16 protein-coding genes and 3 pseudogenes are annotated in these 13658 nt (G+C 70.8%); 12 read left to right on the plus strand and 7 right to left on the minus strand.

Annotated features, from left to right (window positions below; translation table 11 throughout):
- Positions 1-9: 9 nt before the first annotated feature.
- The 4 genes and pseudogenes from AB0F29_RS12615 (at position 10) to AB0F29_RS12630 (ending at position 2692) form a co-directional block, all read left to right on the plus strand.
- Complete coding sequence (locus tag AB0F29_RS12615; RefSeq protein ID WP_361870742.1) at positions 10-909, plus strand: aminoglycoside phosphotransferase family protein; 900 nt, start codon at positions 10-12, stop codon at positions 907-909.
- Between the two features lie 178 nt (positions 910-1087).
- Positions 1088-1264 (plus strand): annotated as a pseudogene (locus tag AB0F29_RS12620) (NAD(P)-dependent oxidoreductase); the annotation flags it as partial.
- 118 nt (positions 1265-1382) lie between these two features.
- Entirely contained in the window at positions 1383-2255 is an 873-nt protein-coding gene (locus AB0F29_RS12625) for an AraC family transcriptional regulator (RefSeq protein WP_361870745.1), read from the plus strand.
- A 194-nt stretch (positions 2256-2449) separates the two neighbouring features.
- On the plus strand, positions 2450-2692 hold the full coding sequence (locus tag AB0F29_RS12630; protein ID WP_018960109.1) for a hypothetical protein: 243 nt from the start codon (positions 2450-2452) through the stop codon (positions 2690-2692).
- 88 nt (positions 2693-2780) lie between these two features.
- On the opposite strand, the gene AB0F29_RS12635 is transcribed toward AB0F29_RS12630, so the two are convergent.
- Both AB0F29_RS12635 and AB0F29_RS12640 read right to left on the minus strand, forming a co-directional pair.
- Entirely contained in the window at positions 2781-2963 is a 183-nt protein-coding gene (locus AB0F29_RS12635) for a DUF397 domain-containing protein (RefSeq protein WP_361871142.1), read from the minus strand.
- The gene (locus AB0F29_RS12640; protein WP_361870747.1) at positions 2900-3886 is read right to left on the minus strand and encodes a helix-turn-helix transcriptional regulator; all 987 of its coding nucleotides are present in this window, start codon (positions 3884-3886) and stop codon (positions 2900-2902) included. The genes AB0F29_RS12635 and AB0F29_RS12640 overlap by 64 nt, the downstream gene beginning before the upstream one ends.
- Before the next feature lie 113 nt (positions 3887-3999).
- Between AB0F29_RS12640 and AB0F29_RS12645 the strand changes: the two are divergent.
- A pseudogene (locus AB0F29_RS12645) lies at positions 4000-4407 on the plus strand (ATP-binding protein); the annotation flags it as partial.
- 103 nt (positions 4408-4510) lie between these two features.
- Positions 4511-5473: an NAD(P)/FAD-dependent oxidoreductase gene (locus tag AB0F29_RS12650; RefSeq protein ID WP_361870750.1), complete on the plus strand. Its 963-nt coding sequence runs from the start codon at positions 4511-4513 to the stop codon at positions 5471-5473.
- Positions 5474-5566: 93 nt separating this feature from the next.
- On the opposite strand, the gene AB0F29_RS12655 is transcribed toward AB0F29_RS12650, so the two are convergent.
- Positions 5567-5749, minus strand: coding sequence for a hypothetical protein (locus AB0F29_RS12655; protein WP_361871163.1), 183 nt, complete (start codon positions 5747-5749; stop codon positions 5567-5569).
- 328 nt (positions 5750-6077) lie between these two features.
- Between AB0F29_RS12655 and AB0F29_RS12660 the strand changes: the two genes are divergently transcribed.
- Both AB0F29_RS12660 and AB0F29_RS12665 read left to right on the plus strand, forming a co-directional pair.
- On the plus strand, positions 6078-6344 hold the full coding sequence (locus AB0F29_RS12660; protein WP_018960114.1) for a GlsB/YeaQ/YmgE family stress response membrane protein: 267 nt from the start codon (positions 6078-6080) through the stop codon (positions 6342-6344).
- Between the two features lie 144 nt (positions 6345-6488).
- On the plus strand, positions 6489-8012 hold the full coding sequence (locus AB0F29_RS12665) for a catalase (protein WP_361870754.1): 1524 nt from the start codon (positions 6489-6491) through the stop codon (positions 8010-8012).
- A gap of 152 nt (positions 8013-8164) precedes the next feature.
- Here the strand turns inward: AB0F29_RS12665 and AB0F29_RS12670 are convergent, their stop codons facing one another.
- Positions 8165-8638: an NUDIX hydrolase gene (locus tag AB0F29_RS12670; protein WP_361870757.1), complete on the minus strand. Its 474-nt coding sequence runs from the start codon at positions 8636-8638 to the stop codon at positions 8165-8167.
- A gap of 74 nt (positions 8639-8712) precedes the next feature.
- Complete coding sequence (locus AB0F29_RS12675) at positions 8713-8859, minus strand: hypothetical protein (protein WP_361870759.1); 147 nt, start codon at positions 8857-8859, stop codon at positions 8713-8715.
- Positions 8860-9026: 167 nt separating this feature from the next.
- Between AB0F29_RS12675 and AB0F29_RS12680 the strand changes: the two genes are divergently transcribed.
- Positions 9027-9641 carry a GNAT family N-acetyltransferase gene (locus AB0F29_RS12680; protein WP_361870761.1) on the plus strand — a complete coding sequence of 205 codons (615 nt, stop codon included), beginning with the start codon at positions 9027-9029 and terminating at the stop codon, positions 9639-9641.
- A gap of 76 nt (positions 9642-9717) precedes the next feature.
- Here AB0F29_RS12680 and AB0F29_RS12685 read toward each other — a convergent pair whose 3' ends face one another.
- Entirely contained in the window at positions 9718-10266 is a 549-nt protein-coding gene (locus tag AB0F29_RS12685; protein WP_361870763.1) for a hypothetical protein, read from the minus strand.
- 7 nt (positions 10267-10273) lie between these two features.
- Here AB0F29_RS12685 and AB0F29_RS12690 point away from each other — a divergent pair.
- A pseudogene (locus AB0F29_RS12690) lies at positions 10274-10405 on the plus strand (hypothetical protein); the annotation flags it as partial.
- Positions 10406-10672: 267 nt separating this feature from the next.
- Here the strand turns inward: AB0F29_RS12690 and AB0F29_RS12695 are convergent.
- Positions 10673-11251 carry an MSMEG_1061 family FMN-dependent PPOX-type flavoprotein gene (locus tag AB0F29_RS12695; RefSeq protein ID WP_361870765.1) on the minus strand — a complete coding sequence of 193 codons (579 nt, stop codon included), beginning with the start codon at positions 11249-11251 and terminating at the stop codon, positions 10673-10675.
- A gap of 213 nt (positions 11252-11464) precedes the next feature.
- On the opposite strand from AB0F29_RS12695, the gene AB0F29_RS12700 reads away from it, so the two are divergent.
- Together AB0F29_RS12700 and AB0F29_RS12705 are read left to right on the plus strand one after the other, a co-directional pair.
- Positions 11465-12532 carry an iron chelate uptake ABC transporter family permease subunit gene (locus AB0F29_RS12700; protein ID WP_361870768.1) on the plus strand — a complete coding sequence of 356 codons (1068 nt, stop codon included), beginning with the start codon at positions 11465-11467 and terminating at the stop codon, positions 12530-12532.
- Positions 12529-13617, plus strand: a complete 1089-nt coding sequence (locus AB0F29_RS12705; RefSeq protein WP_361870770.1) for an iron chelate uptake ABC transporter family permease subunit — start codon at positions 12529-12531, stop codon at positions 13615-13617. The genes AB0F29_RS12700 and AB0F29_RS12705 overlap by 4 nt, the downstream gene beginning before the upstream one ends.
- Positions 13618-13658 lie beyond the last annotated feature (41 nt).

The raw sequence follows: 13658 nt of genomic DNA on the forward strand, positions 1-13658 counted from the left end.
GAGTTGCTCTTGACAGCCGGGAAAGCCGCAGACCCCCGCCCCGCGATCGATGCCGCAGTGGCCAGGCGCCTGGTCGATACGCAGTTCCCGCAGTGGGCCGATCTGCCTCTCAAGCTGCTCGACCCGGCAGGTTCGGACCATGTGATCTACCGGCTGGGCGAGGACCTGTCCGTCCGGCTGCCCCGCCATGCGGGTGCCAGAGGACAGGCCATGAAGGAGTCTGAATGGCTTCCCAGGCTCGCCCCGCACCTGCCGTTGGCCATCCCGGTACCGGTGGGGGTGGGTGAGCCCGACTTCGGCTATCCGTGGCCGTGGGCGGTGTCCCGCTGGCTGGACGGCGATGTGGCGACCGCCGGGGCATTGGCCGACTCGTCCGGGTCCGCCGTCCAACTGGCGGAGTTCCTCACCGCCCTTCAGGCATTCGTCCCCGAGGACGTCCCGGTCGAGGACGCTCGCGAGGACCTCACCGGTCGGCCGCTGACCGACCGGGACCGCGCGACGCGAGCCGCTATCGCGGAGGTCGACGGCGCGTTCGACGCCGTGGCCATGACCGAGCTGTGGGATGCGGCGCTGAGCGCCCCCGGATGGGATGGTCCGCCGGTCTGGTTCCACGGCGACTTCCACACCGGCAACTTGCTGACCGTCGCCGGCCGCCTGAGCGCGGTCATCGACTTCGGCGAGCTCGGCATCGGCGACCCGGCCTGCGACCTGATCATCGCCTTCACCCTGATGTCTGCCAGGAGCCGGGCTGTCTTCCGCGACACGCTCGGTGTAGACGATGCCACCTGGACCCGGGGCCGCGGCTGGGCCCTGGCCACCGGCCTGAACGCCTACACCTCCTACGCCGCCGTAAATCCCCGGGTCGCCGCTCAGACCACCCGCCAGATCACCGAGGCTCTGATCGGCTGATCAAACGATTCCAGGGTGTGCGGGTTCATGGAGAACGCCCCGGACCCGGCCCGGGGTTCGGATCCGAGGAGCTCGCGGACGGAGTCCGCGTAGCGGATGGCGGTCTTCGGCGACGCCGACGACGAGCGCGAGGTGGAGCGGGTCGACGCCGTGGGGGGAGGGCCTCCTGGAGCTGTCTGTCGACCGCCTGGCCATGGGGCCGGCGAGCGCCGAGCACGTCCTGCACATCAACGCCGACGCGGGCGTCGACACGGTCCTCCCGGCCGCCGTCGTCGACCTGTCCCGGCGAGGTGTGGAGACGGGGCGCGGCGCGGACAGCTGCTCGGCCCTGGTGGAGCTGATGGCGAAGCCCGGGAAGCAGCCCTGTGCCGGACCCGACCGACCTGACCGTCCCGACCGATCCGGGCACGGACTGTCGGGTCCGGCACCCTGGTTCCTTCCTACGGTGAACGAGCAAGGGAAGGAGTCAGCGGTTGCTGGAACGGCTGAACGACGCGATAGAGCACATCGAGGCGCACCTCGGTGAGCGCATCGAGGCGGCGGAACTCGCGCGTATCGCGATGACGTCGGAGTACCACTTCCGCCGGATGTTCTCCGCGCTCGCGGGCCTCCCGCTGTCGGAGTACATCCGTCGCCGCCGCATGACGGTCGCGGGGGCCGAGGTGCTCGGCGCCCCCGACCGGACGCTGCTGGACGTGGCGGTGCGGTACGGCTACGACACGGGGGAGGGCTTCGCCCGCGCCTTCCGGGCCGTGCACGGCATCGGCCCCGGAGAGGCCCGGCGAAGTGGCGCGGTTCTGCGGTCCCAGCAACGGCTGACCTTCCGGCTCGTCGTCGAAGGGAGTACGGCCATGCAGTACAAGCTGGTGGATAAGGACGCATTCCGGGTGGTGGGCAGGAAGACCCGCGTCCCGCTCATCCACGAGGGGCCGAATCCGGCCATCGCGGAGTTCATCCGGGGGATCGGCCGGGAGGAGCTGGACCGCATCGCGGCCCTCTCCGACCAGGAGCCGGCGGGCATCGTCGGGGTGAGCGACCAGCTCGACCCGAGCCGAGCGGAAGGCACCGAACTCGGCTACTACCACGGGGTGGTGAGCGGGGCGGAGCCTCCGGAGGGCCTGGACTCCCTGGACGTACCGGCAGGGACCTGGGCGGTCTTCGAGAGCGAGGGTGAGTTCCCGGTGGCTCTCCAGTACCTCTGGCGGGATGTGTTCACGCAGTGGTTCCCGTCGAACCCGTACGCCTCCCGGCCCGGCCCGGAGATCCTGAGGGTGCGGCTGACGGAGGAGGGGAAGCGGGCGGAAGCGGAGCTGTGGATCCCGGTGGAGCGGACCTCCGGGGGCTGAGCGTGCCGCACGAAATATGCGGCACGGCAGAGGTTTACGGCCATGGGGCATATGCGATGCCTTATTGGTCCAGACCTATTGTGTGGCGGGGCTCCGCTCGCTAGCTTTTCCCTGGCGGCGCGCGCTGATCGGCTCGGCTCTACCCCTTCGCTGACGCACGGTCATGTGCGTTGACTGGAAACGGAGTTACCGACATGCGTAGACGTATCACCACCATCGCGGTCACTGCTGTGGCGGCGGCCGCGATGGCCCTCGGCACGGCCTCCACCGCCTCCGCCGTGGGCTCGGGCTACACGATCCGTGGCCACTACGAGTCGCAGGCGGCCTGCCAGGCCGCCGGGGCGGCCGGCGCCGCCAACCACATCTGGAGCCCCCTGTTCATCTGCAAGCCGTTCGCGGCCAAGCCGAGCGTGTACGAGCTGTGGGTGCGTTACTGACCCCGCGGCGCAGAGACGGGAACCGCCCCGCTTCCGGCTGCGTTGGTGGCCGGGGGCGGGGCGGGGTCTTTTCGTGTACGGGTACGGCTCAGGCGGCCGTGCTGCCGTGGACGAAGGCGCTCCAGGCGGCGGGCTCGACGGTGAGGACGGGGCCCTCGGTCACCTTGGAGTCGCGGATGTGGACGGCGGAGGGGTGGGTGGCGACCTCTACGCAGTCTCCGCCCTGGTCGCTGCTGTAGCTGGACTTGCGCCAGTGGTAGGCGACTTCGATGCAGTTGCCGCCGTCGCCGTTGCTGTAGCTGGACTTGAACCAGTGGAGGGCTGTGGAACCGGGGGCGGGGTGTGCTGCGCGGGACATGTCTCTCCAAGCAGTGCGTCAAGCAGTGCGTCAAGTAGCCGGGTGCTCTCCGCGACGGTGAGCGCCTGAGAGCGCAGCATCCCATACCTCTGCATAAGTGCGCTGACGTCGGAGGGTTCGTCGTACAACTCGCCGCGCAATTGGCCGTCGACATACACGAGCCCGTCGTGGTCGGGCGTCTCCAGCAGAACGAGCGGCCCCGCGAGCCCGGCGTGCCGAGGGGTGTTGCGGGGCATGATCTGGATGGTGACGAACGGCAGATCCATGCAGCGCCGCAGGTGGAGAAGCTGCTCCCGCATGACGTCGGGATCGCCCATCTGGGCGTGCAGGATGCTCTCCTCCAGGATGAAGTGGAGGATCGGTCGGGGCTTGCGCTCAAAAATCTTCTGGCGGCCTAGCCGGTCCGCCACCCGCTTCTCGATCTCCTCCTCTTCGAGCGGCGGGTAGTTACAGCCGAAGATGAAGCGCGCGTACGCCTCGGTCTGCAGCAGCCCCGGGATGAGCTGGGACTCGTACGAGATCAGGCTCACCGCGTCCTGCTCGTACTGCACGAAGTCCTTGACCAGTGCCTGGTAACGCTCCTTTCGCGGAATCCGCTCCACCGCGACCCGCAACACGCCCTTGGTGTCCAGCAGTTCATCGAGCTGGATGGCCAGGTCCAGCTGAAGGGCCCGTCGCCCCTGCTCGATCGAGGCGACGGTGTCCTCGCCCACCCCGAGCTGCTCGGCGAGGGACGCTTGCGTCAGCCCGGCGAGTTTGCGGAGGTGGCGCACCTGCGCCCCGACCAGCTGCCATGAGGTAACTCGCCTGATGCTGCTCTGTTTTCCGTTTTGCATGACCTGGCTCTCCCCGTTCCGGCCCCGCTGTCAACCCGTCAGAACCCGTACAAAAGCTTTTGTACGTCTCTCGGCTCTGCGACAGCGTAGTAACTCCGTGTGAGCGTGGAACCATGAACGAGACAACTCAACTTCCCTACTACCGCGCCGCCTTCTACTGCCGTGAGCGCAGGTCGATCCCGGTCGTACGCAAGTTCGCCCGTAAGGCGCTGGTCGAGTGGGAGTGCGAAAAGCGTATGGATGATGTGCTGCTCTGCGTAACCGAGCTGGCGACCAACGCCCTGCGTCACGGCGTCCCGCCGGGGCGTGGCTTCAAGGTCCACATCTACCTGGAGCGGATCGAGAACGCGCTCCGCGTCGAGCTGCACGACAGTGGTGACGGCGAGGTGCGCCCGGCGGGCGAGCTGCCGGGAGCCGACGACGAGGGCGGGCGCGGGCTGCTGCTGGTCGCGGCGCTGGCGGACAAATGGGGGGTGGGGGAGCGGAACCCCGGCAAGATCGTGTGGTGCGAGTTCGATCTCTCCTGGCTTGCCGTTTCGGCAAGGATGTTTGTCGTTTCGGCCTTGTTGCGCGCACCATCTCCATCAACCGGAGATGGTCCGTATGGAGAGCAGGAGCGACGACATGAAGCAGCAGCGGTACGACGTGGTGATCGTGGGCGGCGGGGCGGCCGGCCTGAGCGGGGCGCTGACCCTGGCGCGTGCCCGGCGCTCGGTCCTGGTGATCGATGCGGGTGAGCCTCGTAACGCGCCCGCGTCCCACGTGCACAACTACCTGGGCCGCGAGTCGACCCCGCCCGGCGAGCTGCTGGCGATCGGCCGGGGCGAGGCCGCCGGGTACGGGGCGGAGATCGTCGAGGGCCGGGTGGCCTCGGCCGAGCGGCTGCCGGGGGAGCGGGGCTTCCGGGTGGCCACGGAGGACGGCCGGAGCGTCGAGGCGCGCAGGCTGCTGGTGACGACGGGGCTCGTCGACGAGCTGCCGCCCGTGCCCGGTCTGGCGGATCGCTGGGGGCGCGAGGTGCTGCACTGCCCGTACTGCCACGGCCACGAGGTGGCGGACCGTCCGATCGGCGTGCTCGCCACCGGGGCCCTCGCCGTGCACCAGGCGCTGATGTGGCGGCAGTGGAGCGAGGACGTCACCCTCTTCCGCCACACGGGCCCGGAGCCGACGGACGAGGAGTACGAGGAGCTGGCGGCCCGGGGCGTGGCGGTGGTGGACGGCGAGGTGACGGGCCTGGAGGTCGCAGACGACCGGTTCACCGGCGTACGGCTGGCCGGCGGCCGGGTGATCCCGCGCGAGGCGCTGGTGGTCCAGGCGCGCTTCGTCGCGCGTTCGGCCGTACTGGAATCGCTGGGACTGGTCCCGGTCGCGCAGGAGATGGGCGGCGAGGTGATCGGCGCGTACATCCCGACCGACCCGGCCGGCGCGACCGAGGTTCCCGGGGTCTGGGCGGCGGGCAATGTCACCCGCCTCACCGAACAGGTCATCGGCGCCGCCGCGGCTGGCCTCATGGCGGCGGCGGCGATCAACGGCGACCTGATCACCGAGGACACCCGTGACGCGTTGGAGGCGCGGCGGCGCGGCTGAGCGGACGCCGACGCGGCTGACGGGACGCCGTTGCGAGGACGGGAGGCCGTCGCAACGGACGGGACGGGACGCCGTTGCGCGGGCGGGGTGCGGTTACGAGAACACGGCCCCGAGGAGGTCCCGCGCCCACCCGAAGAACGTATGCACCAGCACCGCCAGCAGCACCAGAATGCCGAGGATCACGGCGGTGCCCCAGGAACAACTGCCCCCGGGTCCCCCCGCCGGCTCGTCGCGCCCGCCCAGCTCCCCGTCGAACAGATCCATGGCTCCGTCCACGCCCCTCTCCCGCCCCACCACCCGAGACCGGGTGATCGGAGCCCCCCGGCTCCGTCGGGTGAAGGCTCGCACGGTTCGGTCGGTTCGGCGGAGGCGGTGCCGTACTCAGAGGGGGAGGGAAAGTACTCAGGCGGCCCCGCCTCCGTCGGTGCGGGCACCCGTCTCTGTCCACACCCCTGCCCGTCCGGCGTAACGCAGGCAGGTCAATGACGGAGCTCCCGGGTGATGGGCGGGGCCCGGTGGATGTGTGAGTTCCGGTCGAGGGGATACGCGGAGGGTCCGGCACCACGCGGGTGGCCGGGCGTCGGCAACGTAAAGGGAGATCTCCGTGGGCATCATCGCCTGGATCCTCATCGGCCTGTTCGCGGGGCTCATCGCCAAGGCGTTGACGCCCGGCAAGGACCCCGGGGGCTGCCTCGTCACGATCGTCATCGGCATCGTGGGCGGGCTGCTCGGCGGCTGGCTGGGCAAGGTGATCTTCGGCGTCGACTCGATCGACGGATTCTTCAGCCTGTCGACGTGGATCGCCGCCGTCGTCGGCTCCGTGATCGTCCTGCTCGTCTACCGGCTGGTCGCGGGACAGCGATCGCGCTGACGCGGCACGGAGGACCGTCGGGAGCGATTCCTCGACGAGTCAATTCGTCAGGGTTTGCCTACATTGGCAGAGGGTCAGTAGGGCAGCCGTAGTAGGAGCCATCGCCGACACGTCTGCGGAAGACAAACAAGAGGAAACGACGACATGACCGACACCTCTCGCAAGCCGACCACCTCCGACTCCGGCGCCCCGGTGGAGAGCGACGAGCATTCGCTCACCGTCGGCCCCGGCGGGCCGATCCTGCTCCAGGACTCGTACCTGATCGAGCAGATGGCCCAGTTCAACCGCGAACGCATCCCCGAACGCCAGCCGCACGCCAAGGGAAGCGGCGCCTTCGGCACGTTCGAGGTGACCGCGGACGTCTCCCGGTACACGAAGGCCGCGCTCTTCCAGCCCGGCGCCACGACCGACCTGGTCATCAGGTTCTCCACCGTCGCGGGGGAGCGGGGCAGCCCGGACACCTGGCGGGACCCGCGCGGCTTCGCGGTGAAGTTCTACACCAGCGAAGGCAACTACGACATGGTGGGCAACAACACCCCCGTGTTCTTCGTGAAGGACCCGATGAAGTTCCAGCACTTCATCCGGTCGCAGAAGCGCCGCGCGGACAACAACCTCCGCGACCACGACATGCAGTGGGACTTCTGGACCCTCTCGCCCGAGTCGGCCCACCAGGTCACCTGGCTGATGGGTGACCGGGGCATCCCGCGGACCTGGCGCCACATGAACGGCTACACCTCGCACACGTACATGTGGATCAACGCCGACGGCAAGCGGTACTGGGTGAAGTACCACTTCAAGACCGACCAGGGCATCGAGACGTTCACGCAGCACGAGGCCGACCAGATGGCTGCCGCGGACACGGACTACCACACGCGTGATCTCTTCGAGCACATCCGCGACGGGGAGTTCCCGAGCTGGACACTGAAGGTCCAGATCATGCCGTACGAGGACGCGAAGGACTACCGCTTCAACCCGTTCGACCTGACCAAGGTGTGGCCGCACGGCGACTACCCGCTGATCGAGGTCGGCCGGATGACGCTGAACCGCAACCCCACGGACAACCACGCCGAGATCGAGCAGGCGGCCTTCCAGCCGAACAATCTGGTGCCGGGCATCGGCCCGAGCCCGGACCGCATGCTGCTGGCCCGGCTGTTCAGCTACGCGGACTCGCACCGCTACCGCATCGGCGGCAACTACCAGCAGCTTCCCGTCAACGCCCCCGTCGTCCCGGTGCACACGTACTCCAAGGACGGGGCGATGGCGTACCGGAAGACCACCGACCCCGTCTACGCCCCGAACTCCAAGGGGGGCCCGGCGGCCGACACGGAGCGCTACGGCACCCCGCCGAGCTGGTACGCGGACGGCGACATCACCCGGGCCGCCTACGTGGACCACGCGGAGGACGACGACTGGGGCCAGCCGGGCACCCTGGTCCGCGAGGTCATGGACGACGCGGCGCGGGACCGGCTGGTGGACAACATCGTCGGCCACCTGCTGAACGGCGTGACCGAGCCGGTGCTGAAGCGGGCGTTCCAGTACTGGACGAACGTGGACGCCACCCTCGGCAAGCGTGTCGAGCAGGGCGTCCGCGCGAAGGCGGGCGAGAAGGACCCCAAGGCGGCGGAGCAGAGCAACCCCGCACGCTCGTCGATGCAGCGCAAGGCCTGAGGCGGGCCCGGCCGTCCAGCAAGGCCCTCGCCCCGTCGGACCGACGGGGCGAGGGCCTTGCCGTTTACTCCCCCACACCGTGGGCCGGGGCGCTCAAGGCGAAGGTGCGGCGGTCCGCCACCGTGCTCCGGCCCCCCTCCACACGGCATCGCTCAGTGCTGGATCAGGCCGCCGACCGGGACCGGGGCGACGTGCCCGGAGGGCGGAAGGGTCCGGGCCAGGGCGAGCCCGACGTCCACCAGTGACGACCGGTGCAGCCGGGTGACCTCGGGCAACGGGGTCCACACCGACGCGGCGGTGTCGCCGTTCGGCTCGGGCCGCAGGTGGCCACCGGTGATGCGTACGCGGTAGAAGACACCGACGTTCTGCAGCTCGGGCGCACCGGGCCGGCGGCGCTCGCCCGCCGGAACCACCCGTGAGTCCACGCCGAGCAGACGCTCGACGACGGCCTCCAGACCGGTCTCCTCGGCGACCTCCCGGACCACTGCGTCGTACGGATCCTCCGCATGCTCGACCCTGCCGCCCGGAAGGGTCCACGTCCTTTCGCCGCCCGGGCCCACGGCAAGCGCGAGCAGCACCCGCCCGTCCTCGATGCACACCGCGTACGCGGCCAGTCGTCGATCCATGCGGGGAGGCTAAGCCTCGGCGGGCACGGTCGGCCATGGCCGGTCCGGCTCCGGGCGCCCGTCGTCCAGTGGGCCTACCTGACGAGGGCCTTGTGCGGCGGTCGGGGGCCGTGCCGCCGGACGCGGGCCGCGCGCTGCTCCACGCCGTAGCAGAGTGCGAGAAGGAGCAGTGCGGGGAGCGCCGTCAGGAGAAGCGGGGTGAGGCCGACGAACAACGCCACGGCCGTGCCGGCCACCTGGATCGCGCCCAGTACCAGCAGAAGGCGGGCCGCGTTCCGGCCGGCGCGGGCGGGAAGGCACCGACGGCGTACGCATGGTCGAACAGGCCTTGCCGAACGACGGCCGTTCTCGGCACCCCCCTCACCGCCCAAGATCATCGCGGTGCAGAATGACCTGTATGTCGATAAAGAACACGCCTCAGGCGGCCACACTCGACGATGCCCCGTCGATCAGCCGCACCCTGGCCCGCGCCTTCGCCGACGACCCGATGATGGGGTGGTTCTTCCCCGGCGGGGCCTCGCGCGAGCCCGACCTGGTCCGTTACTTCACCACGATCTTCACCCGGCAGTACGGCCCCCACGGGGTGTGTGAGCGCACCGGGTCGGCGGCCGCGTTCTGGGTGGCGCCGGAGGGGCAGGACAAGGCCGTTCCCGACGCGGAGACCGTCGCGGAGCTGGAGGAGATCCTGGGCGACCGGGCGCCCCTGTTCCGGGAGGCCGTCCAGGCCGCCGCCGAGCAGGGACCCAAGGAGCCGCACTGGTACCTCGCGGTCGTCGGCGCGGACCCGGCCGCCCGGGGCCAGGGGCACGGGGCGGCGCTGCTGCGTTCCGGTCTCGCCAAGGCGGACGCTGCGGGACTGCCGGTCTACCTGGAGTCCTCCAAGCCGGACAACCTGCCCTTCTACGAGCACTTCGGCTTCACGGTGTTGGGCGAGGCGGCACTGCCGGGCGGCGGCCCGGTGCTGTGGGTGATGCGACGGGAGCCGCGCCCGGCCGAGCGCTAGCAGACCGACGGCGGGTGGGGCCCGGGGCCCCACCCGCCGCGTCGCGCGTATGACCACGATCGGCGCGCCGGCCTGTTCAGAGGCGGGCGGCGGGGAGGGGCTCCACGGCGAACGGGCGGGGCCCGAAGGCGTGGTCGGAGCGGGCGCGTACCAGCGGCAGCGCCTGACGGAGGTCCGCGCCGAGGTGGTGCAGCGAGTCGCCACCACGCGACTCCCAGACGGCGAACTCCCCGTTCGTGTCGCGTGATGCGGTGTTCCACAGCAGGGCATCGCCGTTCTCGCTCCACGCGAAGACCTCCAGCGTGGCCGCCAGGGACCAGTGGCCGTCCGGCTCGATCATCCAGTCGAACTCCTCGGCCTCGCCCTCTCGGTAGCTCGAGCGAAAGCGCGCCGTGAGCCGGTCGGCCCGACCGTGCAGACCGTCGGCGTACCCCGGCAGGACCGGTGGGTAGACCAGCCACATCCCGAAGGTGCGTCCCCACCCCGCGTGGCGAACGAACGCCCGATAGGAGTCCGGGAGCCCCCCGCCGTCCGCGAAGCGGAATCCTTCGAGGACCTCGAAGTCGATGTGCTCCACCGTCGGTGCGCCCGGAAGACGCAGCTCGGCCACGGGATCGCTGCTCATGCCGTGGATGCTAATCGGTGCCCGTGAGTACGACCCGGGGACCGGCCAGTTCATCAGCGTCGACCCGTTGCTCGACATCGACAAGCACCAGACGCCCAACGGCTACAGCTACGCCGGCCAGGCCCCGGCCACGAACTGCGACCCGACCGGTACGTGCCCGGCCCCGGGGAACGGCAGGTGCCGGCCGGGGGACAACAACGGTATGCCGGACCCGTCGTTTCCGATCAATACGAATCCGCCACCCAGCACCGGCGGAACAGCCGGTACCAGTGCGTCGAGTAGCGGCGTGGCCCCTGGTTCTTCAGGGTCCAACAGTGCCGGAAGCGGGCTTCCGGCAGGATCGATCCGTGGGCCCATCGTGCATCCACGCATGATGGGCCTACGGCCATTCTGGATGCGCGCAGCGTCAGCCTTCTTGATCAAGGAGCCCCGCCCCCGTCCACGTCTGAGGCGCCCACACCCCCGACCGCTTCAGCGACGCCGGGCAGTGGCGGAAGATCTCGTCGATCTCCACGACCAGGGCCAGCTTCGGGCGCTGGCCCTTCACCGTCATCGCGTCGAAGAACGGGGCGTCCGTGACGATGTGGGCCCGGCCGTTGACGCGCAGGACGTCCATCGCGCCGGGTATCAGGTAGAGCAGGCCCACGCGCGGGTTGGCCAGGATGTTGTGGAAGCTGTCCGCGCGGCGGTTGCCCGGGCGGTCGGGGAGGGCGATGGTGCCCGGGTCCAGGACGTGGGTGAAGCCGGGGGAGCCGCCACGCGGGGTGGCGTCGCAGTTGCCGGCCGCGTCCGACGTGGCCATGGTGCACAGCGGCGAGCGGGCCAGCAGGTCCAGGTCGTCCTCGGTGAGCCGGTCGTGGACCTTGTCGATGACGATCGGGTGCGGGGTCCCCAGGAGCTCGCGCAGTTCGTCCGCCGAGCCCAGGGGTACGGCCCCGGCCAGCGGACCGGTGGCGGGGGCGGAGAGGGCGGCGGCGTACGACAAGGAAGTGCTCCGGAGCTCGTGGGGTGCGGCAGCGCACTGTCGAACAGGCGCTGTTAGGGTGACCTTACTTTGGGCCCCCTTGTGTTCCCCGTCCGGGGTGGACCGGCCGACGAGGGCGTCACCCGTGCCCGAGGGGATCCCCCGGCGCCGACGAGCAAGGGTTGAGGAACGAACAGTGCACCACCGCATTCCGGCCGCCCCGGTGGCCGGGTCGTGAGCGGCCCGGCCCTCCTGGCGAAGGAGAAGCCGTCGGGCGGCGGCAAGGAGACGCGGCGCAAGCGCAGCCGGCCCGTACTCGCGCTCGGGCTGCTCGCCGCCCTCGCCGTGCTCTTCCTCACCGTCGTCGCCAGCCTCGCCATCGGCTCCGGCGACGTGCCCTTCCGGGACGTCGTCGACGGGGTCCTCGGCCCGGACACGGCCGTCAAGGGGCAGCTCATCGTCCAGGAGGTCCGCATCCCGCGCACCGTCGCCGGGCTGCTGGCGGGCACCGCGCTCGGCCTCGCGGGCACGGTGATGCAGGGCGTCGCCCGTAACCCCCTCGCCGATCCCCAGCTCCTCGGCATCAACGCGGGCGCGTCCGTGGCCGTGGTCTGCTCGATCACCCTGCTCGGGTTCACCGTCGCCACCCAGTTCATCTGGTTCGGCTTCCTCGGCGCGCTGCTCGCCGCCCTCCTCGTCTACGGGGTCGGCTCGCTCGGGCGGGAAGGCGCCACGCCGGTGAAACTGGCGCTCGCCGGGGCCGCGACCAGCGCCGTGCTCACCTCGGTGACCAGCGCGATCCTCCTCCAGGACCGGGGCAGCTACGACCAGTTCCGGTTCTGGCAGCTGGGCGCGCTGACCGCCCGGTCCTCCGAGGTGCTGTGGCAGGTCTCGCCGTTCATCGCGGCCGGCGTCGTCCTCGCGCTGGCCCTCGGACCGCAGCTCAACGCCCTCTCCCTCGGCGACGACCTGGCCCGCGGCCTCGGCCAGCGGGTCGGGACCATCCGCATGGTGTCCGCCCTCGCCGTGGTGATCCTCTGCGGCGCGGCCACCGTCGTCGCCGGACCCATCGGCTTCGTCGGGCTCGCCGTACCGCACGCCGCCCGGCTCATCACCGGACCCGACTACCGCTGGGTGCTCCCGTACAGCATGGTGCTCGCCCCGGTCATGCTCCTCGTCGCCGACATCGTCGGCCGGACCATCGCCCGCCCCGGAGAGGTCCAGGTCGGGGTGATCACGGCCGCGATCGGCTGCGTCCCGTTCATCTGGCTGGTCCGGCGCAGGAAGCTGGTGGAACTGTGAGCCGGCCGACCCCCGTCGCCGAGGACGCCGCCCGCGCGGACGAGGAGCGGCTCGCCGACGCCGTACGCCAGGTGTCCGCCGTACGCGGCCGGAGCCTGCGGCGCTCCGTCCTCGTCGCCGCCGCCCTGCTGGCCGCCGTGATCGTCATGTTCGGCGTCTCGCTCAGCTTCGGCGACATGGTGATGCCGATCGGGAAGGTCGTCGCCACCCTGTTCGGCGGCGGCGACGGCGGATCACAGTTCGTCGTCCTGGAACTGCGGCTGCCCCGCGCCCTCCTCGCGATCCTCGTCGGTGCGGGATTCGGTCTCTCCGGAGCCGTCTTCCAGACCGTCCTGCGCAACCCCCTCGCCAGCCCCGACCTCATCGGCATCAGCGCCGGGGCCAGCGCGGTCGCCGTCACCGCCGCCCTGCTCTTCCAGGTCAGCGGAGTCGCCCTCTCCGCGAGTGCCCTCACCGGTTCGCTGGTCGCCGGGGCGGCCATCTACCTGCTCGCCTGGCGGCAGGGAATCGCCGGCCAGCGCCTGGTCCTCGTCGGGATCGGCGTCGGCATGGGCCTGTCCAGCATCGTCTGGTACGTGATGGCCCGCTCCGAGGTCACCGACGCGCAGGAGGCGTTCCGCTGGCTCGCGGGCAGCCTCAACGGCCGTTCCTGGGGCCAGGTGTGGCCGCTGCTCATCGCCCTCGGCGTCCTCGTCCCGCTCACCGTCCTCGCCGCCCACGCGCTGCGCCCCCTCCAGCTCGGGGACGACGCCGCCGCCGGGCTCGGCGCGAAGGTCGAGGGCGGGCGGCTCGCGCTGCTGGGCTGCGCGACCGCGCTCGCCGGGGTCGCGACCGCCGCCGCAGGACCCGTCGGGTTCGTGGCGTTCGTCGCCGCCCCGATCGCCCGCCGCCTGGTCCCGGGCCGGGGCGCGGCCCTGCCGCAGGCGGCCCTGACCGGAGCACTGCTGGTCCTGGTCGCCGACTTCGCGGCGCAGCACGCGCTGCCCTCCGTGCAGCTGCCGGTGGGCGTGGTCACGAGCATCATCGGCGCCCCGTATCTGCTCCTGCTCCTGGCGCGCGCCAACCGCGTGGGCGGCGGGGGCTGAGATGGCGACGTATCAGCAGGACATGGCGGCGAATCAGCAGG

Origin of the sequence: Streptomyces sp. NPDC026589 (genome assembly GCF_040638385.1) — a bacterium.
Taxonomy (GTDB): Bacteria; Actinomycetota; Actinomycetes; order Streptomycetales; family Streptomycetaceae; genus Streptomyces.